Source organism: Pedobacter lusitanus, from assembly GCF_040026395.1.
Lineage (GTDB): Bacteria > Bacteroidota > Bacteroidia > Sphingobacteriales > Sphingobacteriaceae > Pedobacter > Pedobacter lusitanus.
The window spans coordinates 2,476,982-2,498,786 of sequence record NZ_CP157278.1; the positions used below are offsets into that span (position 1 = coordinate 2,476,982).

A 21,805-nucleotide genomic window follows, 5' to 3' on the forward strand; every position below is an offset into this window, starting at 1 on the left:
TGCGCATTTTCTCTATTATGAAAATTCAAATGAAGCTCTAAGCTATAGATAATCTATGAAACCTTCGACCAAAAATTATTACAATACTCCTTCAGTTTTGGTAAAGAGCCTGGAAGCAATCGAAAACTTTCAGGCTGCACATAAGCTTTTTCTCAAAAAAAAAACGGAGGATTCAAGAAAATCTATGGCACATTCACTGCAAACAGTGAAGACCCTGCAGAATGAATTATCAATTCCTGACGAATCAGCAGATCAGATCAGAATTGCCTTCTTAAAGCAGGTAATTACACTCGAGCAAAACATTGAAAACATCCATAAAGATGGCCTGTATCCGGATTTATACAGAGACAGTGAATCCAGCTTCCGTTTACTGAAAGATATTCTTGACAGTTTTAAAATCTCCTTATTATCCAAAGGAGAATCTCATCCTTTTATAGAACTATCCACCAGTAACAATGAGTGGAAAGATCATGGTGTGATTGCTTTTTGCAGGGATGTAAAAAACAATCTCAACCCTATCAGATTCAAAAGCCTGTGGGACGCACTTCAATGTTATGAAAAGAATAAAACACAACTCACCTATACTTTTGAGATTCTATCTATAACCGGAAACTTAGGTAAACAGCCATAAATAATACCCTGGTAATCACAAAAATACGGTTTACCCTGGAAATAAGGTCTGCAAAAGAACTTAAAATCCCTCAGGCAGATACTGTTAAAAAAAGAACCGGATGTCGGTCTGGCACTCCTTAAGCAATACACTTCAGCATTTGACATCAGCAGATTTAAAGACGAATACAGCAAAGAACTTTTGAAGATCATCAAAGCAAAAGCCAGCGGTAAAAAAACAACGGTTAAGAAATTACCTATACGCACCCACAGCACTGATGATTTATACAGTCAGCTGATGAAAAGCCCTGAAGAGAGAAAAGGCGCCTGATAAGAAGTATCCCTTTTTTCAGATAATCCAATTTAATATTTAAACAGCATTAAGAGATTATCATCGAAAAATGTAGAAACTGACATTTCAAATGTTGTTTTTGATATAGTCAGTGAATAATTATAAAAAATTGGCCGTCTAATTTTCAGGAGAGTTCAGGAAAAACCAATCTAATTGATATATTTGCCGAAATGTTCCTGTAGTTCAATGGATAGAATTTTGGTTTCCGGTACCAACGATGGGGGTTCGAATCCCTTCAGGAACACGAAAAAGCCTTTTAGCATCTTGTTAAGAGGCTTTTTTTATTTAATCCCATCTTAACAATAGGGGTATCCCCTGCCCCTGCGTCTTTATGGTGACACACAAAGACAAAAATATCCATATGAGAAACCTGATTATCAGTTCAGCAATACTGCTGTTCTCTCTTGCTGGTTGCAAAAAAGAAGACCTGAACTCTAACAGATTAAAAGTTGAAGTTTACAATAACGACTCTTTTGAGTTCAGAAATCCCTATGTTATTGACGTATTTAATCTCAGAACCGGAAAAAACATCTTAAGCATCCGTGATAAAAGCACTGAGGACTATCAAACTTCCGAAGATGTACTTCCCGGAGACAACATTGAAATTGCTTATACCATGTTCTGTGACTGTGAAATCACGGTTAAATATAAAGGCCAGAAATTAGACAAACGTTCCAATTCCTTTTTTAACAAGAAAGAAGGAAAAATAAATGTCACTGTTCCAAGATAGGATCAATTAACTCCATAAGCCAGAGAGGGTGCCCGGTTAACGGTAGCACCCTCTTTTTTTGTTCGTGTACAGCTTACTAACCTGCTTGTACAACGCTATAATAACGTTATACATCAGTTAATGTTGATACGGGTTTGAAGCGGAGTTGATACGGGGTTGATACGGGTCAAGGCGTTTCAACCCCGTATCAACTCCGCTTCAAACCCGTATCAATGCTAAAGCGTGTATAACGGAAACCTTGTTTGTTCTTAATCTGTCATTCAGTTCTTTATTACGGCAAGAATACCAGAGTGGTTGCCTGCTCTTAAAAATTTCACATTTCACAACTGGAAGCTATATTGGAAAACTAAAGTTATAGTTCTATATAATCGGAACTGAAAAACGCAAATATTTATGGTAACAAAAACAACGCATGTTACCACTTTTGAGACTATATTATCGATTTATCAAAATAAATATCAGATTTCCAGTCCATTCACGTAAGGAAAACGGGTGTTGGTGTAATAATGAAATGATTAATCATATGATAATCTTATTATTGAACTGTGAATCATCTACCTATGAAACACACACGACAGTAATGTACTATATAACTACACTACAAAAAAACCAGCCGATCGGCTGGTTTTTTGTATTTACAGAGAAAATTGATCCGTTTAAAGCTGTTGTTGTCCTAAAATGCATTGATGATTAACTGAATTGCTCCGTGATTATGTTCGGGGCTAAACATCGCTGTTGCTGCAACCGGCATGTGATAATTAAACACGACCAGTTCTTTGTTCAGTGTTATTCCTGCGTTTACAATATTTGGTTTAGATCCATAAAAATTCTGGTCCCTGCCAAATGCAAATCCTCCACCGGCAAAAAGATGAACATTGGTAGTTCCTTCTTTCCATACCCGGTAATCCAGCACCACATAATTGGAATAATTATTTGCCAGTTCTCCATTACTCTTAACATGTGTATCTCTTCCCTGTACGATAGTACTCCAGTTTATACTGATCGGGAATGCGTCTCCGAACTGATATCCGGCAGTTACATCAATAAAATGAGATGTCGTCCCTCTTTTATAATCAAAGAGCTTAGCATTAGGGAAATCAGTAAAGTTATTAATATCCCAGACAGAAAAATTAAATCCGGCTTTGACGTAACTCACATAATAATCAAATTCTTTGTATTCCCCGTTGAAACCTGCCCCACCCCATATACCGGCAGAAAAACTTCCGTCTTTAGTCGTATAGTGCATATCCACATCAGTAATAGGACTGTTGGAGACCTTAAATCCGCGCCACAGGTATAAATTGCGTACCTGCAGATTAACATTAAAAGGTTTATATTTTTTCACTGCTACAGTATCAGTTTTAGTGGCTGTAATATCCTGAGCCATCGCAGAAAGGCAAAGGCATAGCCCTAGTATAGCCATAAGGCTACCTTTATAATTAGTTTTCATAAAAATCTGTTTAAAGGATTCTGTTTTTTATTGAGCTGATAATTACTGAAAATGTAAATAAATAAAAGCCGCTATTGCTGCGCCTATAACCGGACCGACAACAGGTACCCATGAATAAGACCAGTCACTGCCGCCTTTTCCTTTAATCGGTACTAAGGCATGTATAATACGCGGAGCCAGGTCACGTGCAGGATTAATAGCATAACCAGTAGTTCCGCCCAGTGAAAGACCTATTACCCAAACCAGGAAAGCAACCGGAACAGCACCAACAGACCCCAGACCTACCGGAGTTTTTGTCGGTGTAATTTCGGCACCGGTGATATAGAAAACTGTAAATACCAAAACAAAGGCACCTATAATTTCACTGGTTATATTGGATAAGTAATTACGGATGGCCGGTCCTGTACAGAAAATAGCCAGCATCGCTCCGGGATCATTGTCACGGTTAAAGTGATCTCTGTACATCACCCAAACCAGAAATGCGCCCATACCGGCTCCTATCAGCTGAGCTGCAATATAAGGGAGCACATTTGCCCAGGCAAATTTTCCGGCTATGGCAAGGCCGATGGTTACTGCAGGGTTCAGATGCGCACCACTGTAAGGACCGGCAACGGTTACCCCTACAAAAACTGCCAGTCCCCAGGCTGTGGTAATCACCATCCAGCCACTATTATTTCCTTTGGTATCATTTAGTAAGACATTGGCTACTACGCCATCGCCTAAAAGTATCAGTAACATTGTACCGATAAGCTCTGCTATGAATGGAGTCATGCTGATAAAATTAAGGATGAATAATTAATTAACCTCAGTTTCAGGAATATCATCATTCCAGCTTTGTGCAGCATGGATAGCTCTTTTCCAGTCCCTGATTCCTTTTTTGATCACTGCCTGATCCCCTGAAGGAACAAACTCCTTTTCAGACTTCCATAATTGCTGGATTTCTTCTACGCTGTCCCAGAAACCTACTGCCAGTCCCGCCAGATAAGCCGCTCCTAAAGCAGTCGTCTCGACCACATTCGGACGAATAACCTTACAGTTTAGCAAGTCTGCCTGAAACTGCATCAGCAGGTCATTTGCTGTAGCACCACCATCCACTCTTAATTCTTTAATCTCCATCCCGGCATCAGCCTGCATCGCTTTTAAAACATCCATTGTCTGATAGGCAATAGATTCCAATGCTGCCAAAGCAATATGTGCAGAAGTGGTTCCCCTGCTCAGACCGACAATCGTACCTCTGGCATCTGGTTTCCAGTAAGGTGCACCAAGACCAGCAAAAGCCGGCACAAAATAAACACCCTGGGTATCTTTGACACTTGCAGCCAGTTTTTCAACTTCTGAGGATTTCTTAATAATTCCCAGACCGTCACGAAGCCACTGGACAACCGCACCACCAATAAAAATACTTCCTTCAAAAGCATACTGGATTTTACCATTTATTTTCCAGGCAACGGTAGTCAGCAGATTGTTTTTTGATTCAATAAACTCATCACCTATATTCATCAGCATAAAACAACCTGTACCATAAGTATTTTTAACCATCGCCTTTTCGATACACATCTGACCAAACAGTGCCGCATGCTGATCTCCGGCAATACCTGCAATAGGAATTTTAGAGGCGAAAATTGTAGTGGTAGTCTCTCCGTATATTTCACTTGATTGTTTTACTTCCGGAAGCATGCTTTTAGGGATATTCAGCAATTCCAGCAATTCATCATCCCATTGCTGTGTACGGATATTAAAAAGCATGGTACGGCTTGCATTAGTGATATCAGTAACATGGACATGACCTCTGGTAAATTTCCATACCAGCCAGCTATCTACGGTTCCAAATGCCAGTTCACCTTTATCTGCTCTCTCCCGCGCCCCTTCTACATTATCAAGAATCCATTTTATTTTAGTCCCTGAAAAATAAGAGTCAATTACCAATCCTGTTTTAGCACGAACCAGATCAGTTTTCCCCTCTTTTTTCAGCTGATCACAGAATTCAGCAGTACGTCTGTCCTGCCAGACAATGGCATTATAAACAGGTTCACCAGTTTTCCGGTCCCAGACAATGGTGGTTTCACGCTGATTGGTAATACCAATCGCTTTAATATTGGATCCGTTAATTCCCATTTTCACGGTTGCTTCTGCTGCTACGCTGGCCTGAGTAGACCAGATCTCATTCGGATCATGTTCCACCCAGCCTGATTGTGGAAAAATCTGGGTAAACTCCTTTTGTGCTGTAGATTTAATTTGTCCTTTATGATCAAAAATAATCGCACGAGAGCTCGTTGTGCCCTGGTCCAGAGCCAAAATGTAATCTTCCATAAATATTGATTTATATTGGTTTAATTGACGCTAAATATCTATTATGCGGGGTTATAAGGTTCCAGTAAATAAGATTGAGCCAGTTTTCTGAAAGCTGCAACCTGCTCATTTTCCCAGGCTTCATCATAATGAAGTTCTGTAGCAACTAATTTTGCAACTGCAGGCGCCATATCAATAGCTGCACGTGCATCTAAAAATAAAGCTCTTACTCTTCTGGCTAAAATATCTTCTACAGTACGGGCCATTTCATGTCTGACACCCCAGATCACTTCGGCCTTAATATATGGCAAACGTACGTGCAGCTTTTCTTTCCATGCAGGATTTTCTTCTCCTAAAGCCAATACTGCTGTTTCATCACTTCCGTAAACATATAAATGATCATTACGGTCAACATCAGCTTTACTGCCATGGATAGAAAGCTCTTTTGTTCTGGTGGGACGGGAAACCAGTTTCCCCACCTCAATTGCTTTATCAATAGTATCTTCTCCCATTCTTCGGTAGGTAGTCCATTTACCACCAGTGATAGTAATCAGGCCAGAAGCAGTAACTATCAGTTTATGACTTCTTGAGATTTCTTTAGTTTTTGAAGAACCATCTTCCGGGGCTGCCAGAGGACGTAAACCTGCAAACACACTTAGCACATCTTTACGGGTTGGTGCTTTAACCAGATATTTCGCTGCCGTACGCAGGATAAATTCAATTTCTTCTTCCAGTGCTACAGGTTCCAGACTGTGTTTGTCAAGTGGCGTATCTGTAGTTCCCACAACCAGTTTATCATGCCATGGCACAACAAACAATACCCTGCCATCATCAGTCTTAGGAATCATAATCGCATCTTCGCCAGGCATAAAAGTACGCTCAACTACTAAATGCACCCCCTGGCTTGATCTGACCAATGGTTTTTTACCTGGCTTATCCATTTGTAAAAGATCATCTACAAATACACCCGTTGCATTAATCACTGTTTTGCTTTTCAGGTTATAGCTGATACCAGATTCTACATCTGTAGCCACAACTCCAGCCACTTTAGCTGAAGCATCCTTGATTAAACTGGTCACCCGGATATAGTTTAAAACAGTAGCTCCCTGTTCCAGACTGGTCTGTGCAAGGTTTACTGCCAGACGGGCATCATCAAACTGTCCGTCATGATAAACTACCCCGCCATATAAATTTTGCGGCTGTACAGTACCCAGCTTACTGATCACGTCTTTTTTAGAGATATGTCTGGCCCGGCCAAAACCAAGTTTTCCAGCCAGCAGATCGTAAAGGGTTAAACCTATAGTATAGAAAGCACCACCCCACCATTCATAATTCGGAATAATAAATGATTCATTTTTCACTAAGTGGGCTGCATTTTTCAAAAGCAAACCACGTTCATATAAAGCTTCTCTTACCAGTCCTATATCACCCTGTGCCAAATAACGCACACCTCCATGAACTAATTTGGTACTTCGGCTGGAGGTCCCTTTGGCAAAATCAGCCTGCTCTAATAATAAGGTCTGATAACCGCGGCTGGCTGCATCAAGTGCAGCACCTAAACCCGTTGCTCCGCCACCTACAACAATGACATCCCACACCTTCTCCGGATCAGCAATATTTTCAATGAGTTCTTTTCTGCTTTTATTCATCTCTGACAACCTCCTTATATTTTATAACGATTTGTTTCGCTTTGTATCTCAAATCTATAAAATAAAACATTTCAAAACAAATTAAAATCAATAAGAACCTTAGATTATTTCACAAACCTCCAAAAACACCATACAAAGAATGTTTGTCAACAAAAAGAAGAAAACAAAACCCTGAAACCGAAACAAAACGAAACCAAGAGTAAAATAATTCAGGATACTATTGAAAAAAAAATACGCTTTTTGTTTATTTTTGGCTACCAGCCATCAGCTTAACCAAACCGGAATGAAGAGTATAACCGAAAGACACCAGTTAATTTTAAAAAAATTACAGGACACGGGATCTGTTAACGTACAGGAGCTCAGTGCCCAAATGAAAGTTTCTGATGTTACCATTCGAAAGGACCTGAAGCTTCTGGAAGACAAAAAATTACTTTTCAGGACGCATGGCGGCGGCTCCAAAACAAATCCTTATACCAATGACAAACCTGTTGCTGAGAAAGAACAGATGCATGCGGATAAAAAACGGCTTATTGCTACTGCCGCAGCAGAAATGATCGGTCATAATGATTCTATTATCATTGCTTCGGGCACTTCTATGCTGGCTCTCGCCAGAGCGATACATCCGGAAAAACATCTTACCGTAATTACTTCGGCATTAAATGTTGCCCTGGAATTATCGCATCATCTTCATGTAGAAGTTTTACAGCTGGGCGGCCAGCTAAGACAAAACTCCTCTTCGGTAATGGGGCCTTATGCTGAACAGATTTTAGCAGATGTTTCCTGCAGTATGCTGTTTTTAGGTGTAGATGGCATTGATATTGAAACAGGTTTAACCACCACAAGTCTCATGGAAGCCCGCCTGAATCAGAAAATGATTAATGCAGCACAAATTACCGTTGTACTGGCAGACAGTTCCAAAATGGGAAAAAGGGGTTTGGGAAAAATCTGTTCCCTTGATCAGATTCAGCATGTCATTACAGACGATGGCATATCCCCTGCACTGGTTAAATTAATGGAAAACAAAGGCATCAGTGTAACTATTGTCAAAGACAAAAGCTAAAATTCCGGGATTACCATTCAACTGCTGAACTAACTATCCAGCTCAACCTTACAGCGTTCTCTGCTCAACGCATCCATAAAACTACGATGTTCATAGGCAGTCTGTTTGAGCATAGCTTCATCCTTTTTATAGGTATTTTTAAGTTCCTTTCTGTTCATCGCCTGAAAGAAACGCCTGATATCTTCACGGCTTTTTAAAATCAGCGCAGGAACTTCTTTTGGTTTATTATCTTCACCAATAGCCACCATGGTAAAATAACTGGTATTGGTATGCTTAATGACATGTGTTTTAAGATTTTCTGAAATCACCCTGATCCCTATAATCATAGATGTTTTTCCCACATAATTCACAGAAGCCATCAGCGACACAATTTCTCCTACTTCAACAGGCGCAAGAAAATCGACTACGTCAATAGATGCAGTTATACAATATCCGTCTGCATGTTTTGCTGCGCATACATAAGCAACTTTATCCATCAGTCCAAGAATAATACCTCCATGTATTTTACCACCAAAATTTGAATAAGACGGGATCATCAGTTCTGTTAAGGTAACCTGAGAATTTGCAACTGGTTTATATTCTGACATGCTATTTTTTTTGCCTGCAATTTAGGCTTTTTTGCAAAACAGACAAATTTGGCGGGCATGATTATTGATCAGAAAGAAATAAAAAAGATACATGATCACTACCAGAAAGCCCTTTAATTTTGCCGCATTCTTCATCAATATTTTAATTCCCCTTTGCTTTGGTCTGATTGGTGGTTTAATTACACAGAAAACCATCAAAACATGGTATCCTTACCTGGAAAAGCCTTCTTTTAATCCGCCAAACTGGTTATTCGGGCCCGTATGGTCTTTATTATTCATCATTATCGGAATTTCCGCTTATCTGGTCTGGTCAAAAAAAGCAGAAATTGCACATTTCCCAAGAACTGTTGCGATTTACTTTATTCAGCTCATTCTGAATTTATGCTGGTCTTATCTGTTCTTCTATCATCACCTGATCGGCGCTTCTCTGATAGAGATTATCGCACTGCTGGCAGCCATACTGGTCAATGGCATAGTTTTTTACAAAATTGACAAAACTGCAGGCTTATTATTTATCCCTTATTTTCTGTGGGTAAGTTTCGCAACGCTGCTGACTTATCAGATTTATGTATTAAACTAAAAGCTTCTAAAAGAAAACCTGTAATTTAGGAAGGTGATCCTATTCAAGAAATTACTTATTGGTTTACTCTGTTTTTGCGCTTTTCAGGTAAATGCGCAAAAGGTCGGGTTAGTTCTCAGTGGTGGCGGAGCTAAAGGACTTGCTCATATCGGCACATTAAAAGCACTGGAAGAAAACCACATTCCGATAGACTATATCACCGGAACTTCAATGGGTGGAATTGTAGGTGCATTATATGCCGCAGGATATTCTCCGGCACAGATTGAAAAAATAGCCTTAACCAATGAATTCCAGGACTGGGTAAGCGGCCGCTTCAAAAGTGACTACAGTTTCTTTTTCCAGAAAAGCAGCATCAATGCTTCACTGATTACTGCTAAACTTTCTGTAGATACTGCATTAAGGGTAAATTTCAGATCTAACCTGGTCAATGACATTCCGCTGAATTTTGCATTAATCGAGTTATTATCACAGGCATCAGCCATATCAAAAGACAACTTTGATAATCTCTTTGTACCCTATCGCTGTATGGTATCTGATGTGTTTTCACAAACGAGTATTACGGTAAAAAACGGCAGTCTGGCCGAAGCAGTCAGGGCAACAATGACAGTTCCTCTGATTTACAGACCCATTAAACTGGATGACAAATACGTATTTGATGGCGGATTATACAATAATTTTCCCGCCGACATCATGCAGAAAGAATTTAAGCCTGATTACATCATCGGCGCAAATGTATCTTCCAAAAATTTCAAAGAATATCCAAAAAATACTGATGAACGATTGATAAACCGGCTCATGCTGTTTATGTTCCTGTCTAAATCAGATTCTACGCTGATAGGAAAAAATGGTGTTTATATCCAGCCTGACCTGCAGGACTTCAGCTCCAGTAACTTCAGTCCGGTTGCTGAACTGATCAAAAAGGGTTATGATGCAACAATAGCCGATATGCCCGGGATATTAAAGTCGGTACAGCGGAGAGTTAGTGCTGAAGAGATCGCACTCAAAAGAAACAGTTTTAACAATAAAAAACCACAACTGGTATTTAGCGAGGTTAAAGTGACTGGTGTTAACAGCCAGCAGAAACGTTATATCGAACGCTTGTTTAAAAGTGATAAACCAACCTTTGATCTTGCCGACATCAAACAGGGTTATTATAAACTGGTAGCAGATGAGACATTCGAAACCATCTATCCCAGGATAAGCTATAATCCTGCTTCTGACAGTTACACTTTTGGAATTTTAGCTAAACCCAAAAGAAGCTTTAAACTTGATTTTGGAGGTAATATTTCCAGCAGACCCATCAGCAATGTATTTTTGGGTCTTCAGTACAATTATCTGAACCGAAAATCCTATACTTTCGGCACCAATTTCTACTCCGGACGTTTTTACGAATCTATACAGCTCAACGGCCGTATTGACTATCCTTCAAAACTACCTTTCTTTTTAAGCGGAGAAATGACTTATAACCACTTTAATTATTACAATACCAGCCAGATTTTTATCGAAAACCCGCACCCCACCTATATTGAGCAGTCGGACCGGAAAATTGAACTGAAAGCTGGAATTCCACTTAACCGTAATACCAGGATTACATTAAGCACTTCATTTATCAGCAACAATGATCATTACAGCCCAACCAATACGTTTAATATAGGTGATATACTGGATAAAACTGTATTCAATGGCTCCAGAACCGCGATAACCTTTGAACAGAATACCTTTAACAGGAAACAGTATGCTACACGCGGCAGAAATTTCCTGCTCAGCCTAAATTATTTTAACGGCAGAGAGATTTATACGCCGGGAAACATTTCGAGAAACAGCGGTGTTTCAGCTGATATAGAAGAAAACAGAAAACACAGGGAATGGTTTAACATCAAACTGAGTGATGAAAATTATTTCTTTCACAAAGGCAAATATACACTGGGCTATCAGGTTGAGGGGGTAATTTCCAACCTGCCTCTTTTTTCCAACTACTATTCCACACTGCTTGTTGCACCTGCTTTTTACCCTCTTCAGGATAGCAGATCTCTCTTCCTGGAAAAATTCAGGGCAAGTACCTATCTGGCTGGCGGACTGAAAAACGTCTATCAGCTAAGAAAAAACCTGGACCTGAGAGTGGAAGCATTCCTTTTTATGCCTTATCAGGAATTTGCGCAGAACGGCTTTCAGAATATCGATAATTCCCCTACATTTAATCATATACATTATGCCGGAACAGCAGGCCTGGTTTACCATACACCAGTCGGCCCTGTCAGTCTGAGTTATAATTTATATGATGACCCGATAAAAAGAAACGGCGTTTTACTACATTTGGGGTATCTGATATATAACAAACGTTCTATTGAGTAAATGCTTCAGGCACCTGCTCGTGAATAAAACAAAAAAATAAATGAGAACTATATACTACTGCTTACTATTCCTGTTAATCTCTACTGCGGGTTACGCTCAAAAATCTGACATCAATAATTTCATAGTTAAAGAAAGTCTTTTAAAAAACAGTAAGCTTGCGATTATTGCCGCAGACTCTCTTGATCAGCCTCTGGAAAAAATCAACGGACTTTACACCTTTACCATAAGTGGTTTTACTCAAACACTGAAATTCAATGACGGTGTTGCTATTTTACCTTTACAAATTGATAAATCAGCATTCGTTTATGTAAAACATCAGAATGATAAAGGCACACACAGCAAACTGCTTTATGTTTATAAGAAAGAAGGAAGTCTGAATCCCTTTACCATCAATAGTATGTGGATGATCCTTTTTCCTTTATTATTGGTTTTCATTGCCTTTGCTTTCAGAAAACTGATTATTTATGCAGTGATTATTTTACTGATTTTCATTTACTTCAATCATAGCAACGGCCTTAATCTGTCTACTTTCTTTGAGACCATATTTGATACACTAAAAAAGGCTTTTTAAACAGATATAATTTATTCTGAAGCCGGCAGGCTTAACCTAAGAAGAGAAGGGCAGCTCAAAATTGAGCTGCCCTTCTCTTCTGTCAGCAGTTTTTTTCTACTGATACAGGTATGCCTGGTCATACCTAGAATGGTAAACCTATACCAAAGTTATATTGGAAAAAGCGGTAAGTATCCGGACTGTTCGCTGTATTATAAGCTTTTTGAAACTCTCTTCGCCCGCTGAAAAATTTAGCTATAACCCACTGGTCTTCAGGCTCAAACTGCGGATCTCTCAGTTTAAGACCTATATCGAATCTGAATACAAAATACTGCAGATCATATCTGAATCCCATCCCAGTTCCTATACCAATCTGGTTTCCCAGGTTTTTAAACTTAAAATAAGTTTCCGGATTAGGATTACCCGGCGCAATATTCCAGACATTACCAGCATCCAGGAATACCGCACCTTTAAGTTTCGCACCAAAAAAGTTATTAATCAGTTTATAACGATACTCCAGGTTTGCTTCAATATGCATCTGCCCCAGCTGATCAATACCATAAGTTATCTTTCTTAACTCTTCGGTAGGCAGACTATTTCCACGATTATAATTTCCAGGCCCTAAAGTTCTGGCCTGCCATGCCCTGACTCCGCTTGCTCCACCTGCAAAAAACAATTTCTCAAATGGAATACTCACAGAATTACCATAGGCATATCCTATTCCCCCGTTAATCCGGGCTATAAACTGCTTATCTACCCCCAGGTTTTTATACCAGCGTATATCCACTTCAGGACGAACATACTGATTAAAAGGCAATCCTAAAATATTGGCAAAATCATTGTTTGACGGATTATGTTTACCATCGATAATCCGGGATACTCCATACAGCATATTTCCGGCGATGTCTATATTACCCCTGAAATAAACAAAGCTTTTGTTTAGCAGCAGCTTATTTGCATTCAGTGTATAAGCATACTTCATACCTACGGTAAGATCTTTCCTGGTGAGTAACTGAATATTATAAAAATTCTTGGTGTAAATATCCAGTCCTTCGGGTGTATTAAGATCAATAAGTAAACCTCCAAATCTATACTCAAAGTTCAAAGGGGTGAATGAATGTAGTTTCGATTTAGTCTCCACCCAGTCATAAGTAATAGAGTTAAGTAAAACCCTGCGTACAAAAAAATCTTTTTGCAGCGAATAAATATAACTGGTAGAGAAAGTAGTAAAAGGCATCCCATTTTTACCCATCATCGGAATATTAAACGGAACCATTAACCGGGGCACTGCCAGATTAGCGCTGACCGAAAAATCCCGCTGGTAAATATCATTGAACAATTTACCTCCCTGACCAATACGGGATTGCAAGCCCCCTTTAATCTGAAACTCGAAACGTTCTGCTCCTCTGAAAATATTGTTATTCACAAAAGTATTACTCACCGTAAAACCTACAGTACCAGCATTGAAAGGGACCTCACCTTCTACACGATTACTCATACGTTTCTGAGGGATCAGCTGGATCAGCGGGTTTAAAATATTTGCACTGTCTTTAGGTTTAACATACTCAATTTTAACATTTTTAAAAACATTCAGCTCATATAACCGGTCATAAGTTAAACTTTCTTTGGTTATGTCATAGACCTCTCCCTGTTTTAAAAAATCATAACGGACTACAGGATTTCTTCTGAATCGTTTTGACATATCCGTAAAACGTAATCCTCTGTATATCCTCGGGTTCAGTGTTATAGAATCAGTAAAACCCTCAGTCGAAGGAGCTACGATTACATTACTTTCTCCAATCATATACTGGACGTGCTTTCCGGTTTCAGGAGTATCAATAATAAGACCTACATTGGCCTGACTTTTATTGAGTGATGAATCCACCTCAAATCGTACATAAGGTCTGGCAAAGTCATAATACCCATGTTGTTTCATCATCTGATATATCTGTTCCCTCTCCAGAGAAAGAGAGTCATCATCATATCTGACACCTTCATGCAAGTGACTGCTAAAGGATTTTTCTTCCATATAAAGCTTTTTCACAGCAGGATCAGGAATCGTATAACTTAACTTATTGATAGAAAAAGAAGGTCCTGTGGTTGCTATAAAATCTACCTGTGCACGCTGATTTTTCACCTTGATCTCCGTTCTTACCTTAGCCATAAAGTACCCTTTGCTCATCAGGTATTTTTCAACCTGTCCTCTGGAAATCTCTACCAGTGTACTATCCAGCACAGGTGCTTTTTTACCAACGGATTTCGTCTTGAATAAGGTATAGAATATATTATATAAGCCTACATTAATCCCCAGGCGGGAGGCAGGACGGATATCTTTCTGAATATAATTGAATGCTTCTTCCTTATATTTGGAAGGAATACTATCTATTTCAACTACTTTTACAATAGATTGATTACTCTCAATAAATTTTGTAGAGGAACAGGCAGCAGCAAAAAGAATAATAAATAGTAATATTGCGGGAAATTGAAATTTCCTTTTATCAATAGAATATGCTTTCAAAGTCTCAGATAAGTTTTATTAAATCGTTACATCAAAAAAAGTACCGCAAAGAGCATGGGCTATTTATTATTGAAGGAATAAAATCAATTGTAGAATTTATTCCTTCAGCTTACCAGATTCATAGTATCTATTTTCTGGCCCAATACCAATCTTTACTACCTAAATTACCCTCAAATATAAAGTTATTTGAAGTAAACAACGCCGAATTAGAGAAGATTAGTACTTTACAGGCCCCTCAGGGTATTCTGGCTCTGGTAAACATCCCTGAAACGGCTGTCTTTGATAAAAGCACCCTGAAAAATAACTTTTCTCTTGTCCTTGATGGTGTACAGGACCCCGGAAATCTGGGTACAATTATCCGGACAGCTGACTGGTTCGGTTTTAAAAATGTCATTTGCTCACTGCATACGGTCGAAGTTTATAATCCAAAAACCGTGCAGGCAACGATGGGTTCTCTTTGCAGAGTGAACGTAAGTTATCAGGACCTGCCTGTATGGCTAAAAGACATTAAATTACCCATTTTTGGGGCTATGTTAAACGGGAATAGTCTTTATCAGACCAAATGGGGTACCGAAGGACTGGTTGTTTTAGGTAATGAAGGCCAGGGAGTGAGTCCTGAAGTAATTAATCTGATCAATAATCCTGTAACTATTCCAAGAGTCGGAGAGGCTGAGTCATTGAACGTTGCGGTATCGGCAGCAATCTTTTGTGCAGATATTAGCAGAAATTTTCAGAAATAAATTGCAGGTTAAGTATTAATTGCTATTTTTGCAACCTGAATTCAAAACAGGTCGAGTGGCCGAGTGGCTAGGCAGAGGTCTGCAAAACCTTGTACAGCGGTTCGAATCCGCTCTCGACCTCAGATTTATAATAAATAAAAAAACTAAAGGTTAAGACCATGGCAGTTACAAGACTAAAAAGAAAAGACAGAAAGAATAAAACAACTTCACGCTTAGAGGTTAAAACTTTGAAACTAGCTACAAACATTGAATTAGGTAGTCGTTCACAACAATCTAAAAAAGATCAGTTAGCTAAAAACAATCTTTTATTAGATCAACTTTCTGCAGCTTTAAGAGCATAAGTTCTAAAGTTAAAAACATAAAAAAACCTTTCTGAAATTCAGAAAGGTTTTTTTATGTGCATTGGTTCCGGTTAAACCAATGCTTTACAGATTCTCTTTACTATACCTGGTCCTTCATAAATAAAACCGGTATACAACTGTACTAAAGAAGCTCCCGCCTCCAGCTTATCTTTTGCATCCTGTGGAGAATGAATCCCTCCCACACCTATTATAGGGAACGCCTTATTTGATTTCTGTGATAAATATCTGATCACTTCGGTTGAACGGACAGTCAGAGGTTTACCACTCAATCCGCCCGCTTCGTTCGCAATTCCGGCCGGGGTAATCAAACCGGTTCTGTCAATTGTTGTATTGGTCGCAATTACACCGGCAATACCAGCCTCCATCACTATATCCACAATATCATCCAGTTGTTCATTGGTCAGATCAGGTGCAATCTTTAATAAGATTGGTCTGGATATTCCATTTTTATGATTGCGTTGCTGTAAAGTTTTCAGTAATAAGGTCAGGGGTTCTTTTTCCTGCAGCGCCCGCAGTCCCGGTGTATTCGGAGAACTTACGTTAACTACAAAATAGTCTACCACATCAAACAGACGATCGAAACATTTCACATAATCCAACACTGCATCTTCATTTGGTGTATTCTTATTTTTCCCGATATTCCCTCCGATAACTATAGTTTTATCTTTCAGTTTCAGTACTCTCAGACGTTCTGCCAGCGTATCAACTCCTTTATTATTGAATCCCATCCTGTTGATAATGGCTTCATCCTCAGCAAGCCTGAACATTCTTGGCTGATCATTACCTGGCTGCGGCAGCGGAGTAACTGTCCCTACTTCAATAAAACCAAAACCAAGATCACTCAGGGCTTCTATATATTCTCCGTTTTTATCGAAACCCGCAGCAAGACCAACGGGATTTCTGAATCTGATACCAAAAACTTCGCGCTCGAGCCCCTTGATATGAATATCAAAACTGCTTCGGATAATGGTCTTACCCAGTGGGAAATGTTCATGAAACCATTTTAGTCGCTGGACTACGAAATAATGAACTTTCTCTGGATCAAATTTGAAAAATAAAGGCTTGATTAAACGATACATAAAGGCGAAGATAGGAACGATTTTATAGGATTACAATTGCTGTATCTATCTTTTAGCATGAACTTGTAATAAAAACGTAGAAATTCTCAGCTATATGCACTGTGTTCAAACAATATGCGCCTAAAAATCGTATTTTTGCACCAACATGATTTCGATAAACGACTTAACATTCCTTATAGGTTCCCGGGCTTTATACGACGAGGCGAACTGGCACATCAAACCGGGAGAGAGAATTGGCCTTATTGGCGCCAATGGAACGGGAAAATCTACACTTTTAAAAATAATAGTAGGAGAATACGCACCCTCATCCGGGTCAGTTTCAATGTCTAAAGATTTAAAAATAGGCTATTTGAACCAGGATTTGCTTTCGTACGAATCTCACCATACCATCTTACATGTTGCAATGGAAGCTTTTGAGCGCCAGAACCAGATTCATGATGAGATTGAAGAACTCTTAAGAAAGATAGAAACAGATTATTCTGAAGAGGTATTAAACAAACTGAGCGATAAGCAACAGGAGTTTGAAGCACTGGACGGATATAACATTGAATATAAAGCAAATGAAATCCTTGCAGGTTTAGGTTTCAGTACTGAAGATCAGCACCGTCCGCTGAATACTTTCTCCGGAGGATGGAGAATGCGTGTAATGCTGGCCAAGATTCTGTTACAGACTCCGGATATCCTGTTACTGGATGAGCCTACCAATCACATGGATTTACCATCCATCAAATGGCTGGAGACTTATCTTGCCGGATTTGAAGGTGCAATTGTAATTGTATCTCACGATAGATATTTCCTGGATAAGATCGTGAACCGTACTGTTGAATCCCGCAAAGGAAAATTAACAACCTATGCTGGTAACTATACCTTCTATCTGGAAGAGAAATCTCTTCGCGGAGAGATTCAGAAAGGTGAATTCAAGAATCAGCAGGCTAAGATCAAACAGGAAGAAAGGCTGATTGAACGTTTCAGAGCTAAAGCGAGTAAAGCAAAAATGGCTCAGTCACGTATGAAAGCGCTGGATAAAATGGAGCGTGTAGAGGATGTGGATGATGATAATCCAACAGTAAACTTCAGCTTTAAATTTACTAAACCTTCGGGCCGTCACGTAATCCGGATTGAAAACGCGACCAAAAGATATCCAAACATCGACATTCTGGAAAATGCAGAAGCTGTCATTGAAAAAGGAGATAAAATCGCTTTAATCGGAGCAAACGGTAAAGGTAAATCTACTTTATTAAGAATGGTTGCCGGTGTGGAAGCTTTTGATGGAACTTGTGAGACAGGTCATAATGTAACGACTACTTTCTTTGCTCAGCATCAGCTGGAGTCCTTACACCTGGGCAACACAATTCTTGAAGAGTTACAGGCTTTTGCTCCTAAACATACAGATACGGAACTCCGTTCTATTCTGGGTTGTTTCCTTTTCACCGGAGATGATGTATTCAAGAGAATTAAAGTCCTTTCAGGAGGGGAAAAATCAAGGGTTGCACTGGCTAAGTCACTAACTACTGACTCCAACTTCCTGATTCTGGATGAGCCTACGAATCACCTGGACATACAATCTGTAAATATCCTGATTCAGGCATTGCAACAGTTTGAGGGTACATTCATTGCCGTATCCCACGATAGATACTTCCTGGATAATGTAGCCAACAAAATCTGGTTTATTGAAGAAGAACAGATCAAACAATACCCTGGTACTTACGCAGAGTATGAGGTATGGAACAGTAAAAGAATTATTCCTCCGGCAAAAAACATCCCTGTAAAAGCAGAAAAGGAAGTAAAACCTAAAGTAGAAGTGAAACCGGTAACAGTAAACAGTCAGCAGCAATTAAAAAAGCTGAATGACCAGTTAAAGAAAGTGGAACTGGAAACTGAGGAATTAGAGAAAAATGTAAAAGCAATTGAAGTTGAACTCGCTGACGAATCTGTCTATAGCGACCAGGCTAAACTTGCTGAAACAAATAAAAAGTATATTGCAGCAAAACAACTGTTGGAAACTGCCCAGAACAAATGGGAAAATCTTGCAGCTGAAATCATGGAATTAGAATAAGAAAAATGATCAGAACCGGAATATTGCTCTTTTTATGTTTGTTTAGTTTACAACAATTGCAGGCACAGCAGGAATTTACATATGATAATAAAGTTTATTCTCCGCAAATCAAAACTGTCCAGCTTTACAATACACAAAAAGAGCAATCTTTCCCGGTAATCACCCTGGGTACATCAGAGAAGCTGAGCTTCTCTTTTGATGATCTCAGAGGTGGCAGTAAAAATTACTGGTATACGGTAGAACATTGTACCTATGACTGGAAATCATCCAATCTGTCTGCACTGGACTATCTGGATGGCATGAATGAGGACAGGGTTATTGATTATGCCTACTCTTCCAAAACACTTCAGAAGTATACACACTATTCGCTTACTTTCCCTAATGATCAGATCAAACCAAAGATTTCAGGTAATTACCTGTTAAAGGTTTATGAAAACGGAGATGTCAGCAAACCTGTAATATCACAGCGTTTTTACATCTACGATCAGCAGGTAAATATTCAGCCCGAAGTCATTCCAAGCAATGAGGTTTCCTTAAGATTCAGCAATCAGAAAGTAAATATTACTGTACTGCACAGAAATCCGATACAGAACCCTTATCAGGATATTAAACTGGTACTGATGCAGAATGGGAACCCGCTTACCGAAAAACTGAATACCAAACCTACTTACGTTAAGCCCGGCTCTTTAATTTATAATGACCTGGGCAGTAATGACTACAAGGGGAGTAACGAATTCAGGAAATTCGACTTCCGCAGTCTGCGTTATAAAGGCGAACATGTACAGGATCAGTTTACAGACAGCACCAATAATGTTGTTTTATTTACCGATCAGAATGGCACCGCATTAAAGTATACTCAGCAGATTGACGAAAATGGTGCTTTCTTTATCCGCAATCAGGATAACAGGGAGAATGAAACTGAAAGTGATTATGGCCGTATTCAATTTATGCTGAACACTGCTGCTCCTGGTACTAATGGTGATATCTACGTAGTTGGCAGGTTTAATAATTATACGCTTACTGAAGAAAACAAACTGAGCTATATTGCTTCTAAAAAGAAGTTCTATGCCAGTCTGTATCTTAAACAGGGTTTATATGATTATCAGTATGTCTGGAAAGATAATACAACAGGAAAAGTAGACAACACTGTTCTGGAAGGTTCTTTCTTCGAAACAGAAAATGCTTATCAGGCATTTGTATATTTCCGCAGACCAGGCAGCAGATGGGATGAACTGATCGGATACAGCCTGTTCAATAATATTCAGAAATAAAATTCTGCTAAATACCTTTTGTGATCCAGACTGAAATACTCCCGGCCTGACAATAAAACTCTGCCCAGCCATTTTCATCTATAAAAACTTCTTCTGGTCTGTAACCCATTACATCAATAAATATTTTACCTGCATGAGCAGCTCCTATTTCCATCTTTTTTGCTCCTGCCTCTCCGTTACTGACAACTACTGCAATTCCTGATTGCTCCAGTTCAGATACTCCTTCTCTTGTCCAGCCTATACAGTTTGGGTGATCAAAGTAGTCACGCTGAAAACCATAGGCCAGATCTCTGCGGATTTTAGTCATTAAAGGCAGGCTGTCAATACTGACCAGTTCTACTGCTGTATCTTCTCCTTCCTCGTTTTTATCTTCATATTTAGCTCCGTATATATCCGGATAAAATACACAGGGCACCCCCTGTTCTCTCAAAAGAATCAGCCCATAGGCTATTGGTCTGAACCAAAAATCTACATAAGACTGCAACTCCTGTAAAGGTTGTGAGTCATGATTATCTACAAAAGTGATTGACAAATGCGGATGAGATTCTATCAGCGTATTTTCAAATATCTTACTCAGATCATACTGATCACCTGCAAGGCCGGCCTTGTAAAAATTAAGATGCAGCATAGAGTCAAACAGCTGCATTCTGCCAGCTGTAAGATCTATATAATTGCGCAGATGTATAACATCGTCTTCCACCCAGTTTTCGGCAACAATAAAGAACTCTCTGTTGAATTTTGCTTTCATGTGATCCAGCCATTCATTCAGAAAATCAGTGGCTATATGTTTAACAGCATCTAATCTGAATCCATCTACTCCACAGGTCTGATAATACCACTCTCCCCATCTTTTCAACTCTTCACGGACAGCCTGGTTTCTGAATTCGATATCATTGAACATCAGATAATCATAGTTACCTAATTCATTGGACGGCACATCCTCCCAACCTTCTCCATACTGATTCTGTATAGAAAATATTGCTGTTTCCTGCAAATCCTCCGCCCAGTCAATTCCACTGAAACAACTTTTATCCCAGATAAATTCTGAATATTTACCCTGCCTGCCGGGAAACGTAAATTTAGTCCAGGCTTCAATATCAAAAACCTCAGAAGTATACTCTTCTCTGTTTTCGGCTGCAACTCTCCTGACCGGAACTTTTTCGAGTTCATCTCCTCCTGCTTTATGGTTAAAGACCACATCGGCCAAAACCATAATCTGCTGCTCATGCAGCGCACTAATGGCCCGTAAATATTCTTCTTTTGTACCATACCGGGTGGGCAGGCTGTTCTTCTGGTCAAATTCTCCCAGATCAAATAAATCGTAACTGTCGTAACCTACAGAATTTGCTCCTTCTGTTGATTTATAGGACGGCGGAAACCAAACTCCCGTTATCCCGATTTCTTTGAGTGAGGAAGCCTGATTTGCAGCTTTTTGCCATAGTTTTTCCTCTTCATTGTAATACCAGTGGAAATATTGTATTAAGGTCTGATTGCTCATATTTAAGGGATGCGCTTAGAAGCTGTTTGATGTTCAACTGATATTTTGTGTGTAATCTTAATTGGGTGAAAAC

Annotated in this window: 18 protein-coding genes and 2 tRNA genes; 12 read left to right on the top strand and 8 right to left on the bottom strand. The window is 39.3% G+C overall.

Going from position 1 to position 21,805, the window contains the following annotated elements:
- Nucleotides 1-55 precede the first annotated feature (55 nt).
- The 3 genes from PL_RS10445 (at nt 56) to PL_RS10455 (ending at nt 1,691) form a co-directional block, all read left to right on the top strand.
- Nucleotides 56-631 carry a hypothetical protein gene (locus tag PL_RS10445; protein WP_041882916.1) on the top strand — a complete coding sequence of 192 codons (576 nt, stop codon included), beginning with the start codon at nt 56-58 and terminating at the stop codon, nt 629-631.
- Between the two features lie 502 nt (nt 632-1,133).
- A tRNA-Arg gene (locus PL_RS10450) sits at nt 1,134-1,205 on the top strand.
- Between the two features lie 117 nt (nt 1,206-1,322).
- Nucleotides 1,323-1,691, top strand: a complete 369-nt coding sequence (locus PL_RS10455) for a hypothetical protein (RefSeq protein ID WP_152620328.1) — start codon at nt 1,323-1,325, stop codon at nt 1,689-1,691.
- Between the two features lie 673 nt (nt 1,692-2,364).
- On the opposite strand, the gene PL_RS10460 is transcribed toward PL_RS10455, so the two are convergent.
- Genes PL_RS10460 through PL_RS10475 form a run of 4 tightly spaced genes read right to left on the bottom strand, consistent with a single transcriptional unit; the run spans nt 2,365 to nt 7,079 of the window.
- Complete coding sequence (locus tag PL_RS10460) at nt 2,365-3,141, bottom strand: hypothetical protein (RefSeq protein WP_041882919.1); 777 nt, start codon at nt 3,139-3,141, stop codon at nt 2,365-2,367.
- Between the two features lie 42 nt (nt 3,142-3,183).
- Nucleotides 3,184-3,912, bottom strand: a complete 729-nt coding sequence (locus PL_RS10465) for an MIP/aquaporin family protein (protein WP_041882921.1) — start codon at nt 3,910-3,912, stop codon at nt 3,184-3,186.
- A 24-nt stretch (nt 3,913-3,936) separates the two neighbouring features.
- The gene (glpK, locus tag PL_RS10470) at nt 3,937-5,451 is read right to left on the bottom strand and encodes a glycerol kinase GlpK (protein WP_041882922.1); all 1,515 of its coding nucleotides are present in this window, start codon (nt 5,449-5,451) and stop codon (nt 3,937-3,939) included.
- A 41-nt stretch (nt 5,452-5,492) separates the two neighbouring features.
- On the bottom strand, nt 5,493-7,079 hold the full coding sequence (locus PL_RS10475) for a glycerol-3-phosphate dehydrogenase/oxidase (RefSeq protein ID WP_041882923.1): 1,587 nt from the start codon (nt 7,077-7,079) through the stop codon (nt 5,493-5,495).
- 283 nt (nt 7,080-7,362) lie between these two features.
- Here PL_RS10475 and PL_RS10480 point away from each other — a divergent pair, with 283 nt between their 5' ends.
- On the top strand, nt 7,363-8,139 hold the full coding sequence (locus PL_RS10480; protein ID WP_041882950.1) for a DeoR/GlpR family DNA-binding transcription regulator: 777 nt from the start codon (nt 7,363-7,365) through the stop codon (nt 8,137-8,139).
- A 29-nt stretch (nt 8,140-8,168) separates the two neighbouring features.
- Here the strand turns inward: PL_RS10480 and PL_RS10485 are convergent, their stop codons facing one another.
- Nucleotides 8,169-8,726, bottom strand: a complete 558-nt coding sequence (locus PL_RS10485; protein ID WP_041882924.1) for an acyl-CoA thioesterase — start codon at nt 8,724-8,726, stop codon at nt 8,169-8,171.
- 91 nt (nt 8,727-8,817) lie between these two features.
- Between PL_RS10485 and PL_RS10490 the strand changes: the two genes are divergently transcribed.
- From PL_RS10490 to PL_RS10500, 3 genes are read left to right on the top strand one after another with little or no spacing between them, the layout of a single operon-like run.
- Nucleotides 8,818-9,306, top strand: a complete 489-nt coding sequence (locus tag PL_RS10490) for a TspO/MBR family protein (protein WP_041882925.1) — start codon at nt 8,818-8,820, stop codon at nt 9,304-9,306.
- Between the two features lie 33 nt (nt 9,307-9,339).
- Entirely contained in the window at nt 9,340-11,658 is a 2,319-nt protein-coding gene (locus tag PL_RS10495) for a patatin-like phospholipase family protein (RefSeq protein ID WP_235324550.1), read from the top strand.
- A 40-nt stretch (nt 11,659-11,698) separates the two neighbouring features.
- Nucleotides 11,699-12,229, top strand: a complete 531-nt coding sequence (locus PL_RS10500; RefSeq protein ID WP_041882926.1) for a hypothetical protein — start codon at nt 11,699-11,701, stop codon at nt 12,227-12,229.
- 124 nt (nt 12,230-12,353) lie between these two features.
- On the opposite strand, the gene PL_RS10505 is transcribed toward PL_RS10500, so the two are convergent.
- Nucleotides 12,354-14,726, bottom strand: coding sequence for a BamA/TamA family outer membrane protein (locus PL_RS10505; RefSeq protein ID WP_041882927.1), 2,373 nt, complete (start codon nt 14,724-14,726; stop codon nt 12,354-12,356).
- On the opposite strand from PL_RS10505, the gene PL_RS10510 reads away from it, so the two are divergent.
- From PL_RS10510 to PL_RS10520, 3 genes are all read left to right on the top strand, one after another.
- A complete protein-coding gene (locus PL_RS10510; protein WP_041882928.1) occupies nt 14,717-15,466 on the top strand; it encodes a TrmH family RNA methyltransferase in 750 nt (249 codons plus the stop codon). The two genes, PL_RS10505 and PL_RS10510, sit on opposite strands and share 10 nt — an antisense overlap.
- A 49-nt stretch (nt 15,467-15,515) precedes the next feature.
- A tRNA-Cys gene (locus PL_RS10515) sits at nt 15,516-15,586 on the top strand.
- Nucleotides 15,587-15,624: 38 nt separating this feature from the next.
- On the top strand, nt 15,625-15,807 hold the full coding sequence (locus tag PL_RS10520) for a hypothetical protein (RefSeq protein ID WP_041882930.1): 183 nt from the start codon (nt 15,625-15,627) through the stop codon (nt 15,805-15,807).
- Between the two features lie 71 nt (nt 15,808-15,878).
- On the opposite strand, the gene PL_RS10525 is transcribed toward PL_RS10520, so the two are convergent.
- A complete protein-coding gene (locus tag PL_RS10525) occupies nt 15,879-16,907 on the bottom strand; it encodes a quinone-dependent dihydroorotate dehydrogenase (RefSeq protein ID WP_041882931.1) in 1,029 nt (342 codons plus the stop codon).
- A 145-nt stretch (nt 16,908-17,052) separates the two neighbouring features.
- Here PL_RS10525 and PL_RS10530 point away from each other — a divergent pair, with 145 nt between their 5' ends.
- Nucleotides 17,053-18,963, top strand: coding sequence for an ABC-F family ATP-binding cassette domain-containing protein (locus PL_RS10530; protein ID WP_348621644.1), 1,911 nt, complete (start codon nt 17,053-17,055; stop codon nt 18,961-18,963).
- A 5-nt stretch (nt 18,964-18,968) separates the two neighbouring features.
- Nucleotides 18,969-20,234: a DUF5103 domain-containing protein gene (locus tag PL_RS10535; RefSeq protein WP_041882932.1), complete on the top strand. Its 1,266-nt coding sequence runs from the start codon at nt 18,969-18,971 to the stop codon at nt 20,232-20,234.
- Between the two features lie 7 nt (nt 20,235-20,241).
- Here the strand turns inward: PL_RS10535 and PL_RS10540 are convergent, their stop codons facing one another.
- Complete coding sequence (locus tag PL_RS10540; RefSeq protein ID WP_041882933.1) at nt 20,242-21,732, bottom strand: alpha-amylase; 1,491 nt, start codon at nt 21,730-21,732, stop codon at nt 20,242-20,244.
- Between the last annotated feature and the right edge of the window lie 73 nt (nt 21,733-21,805).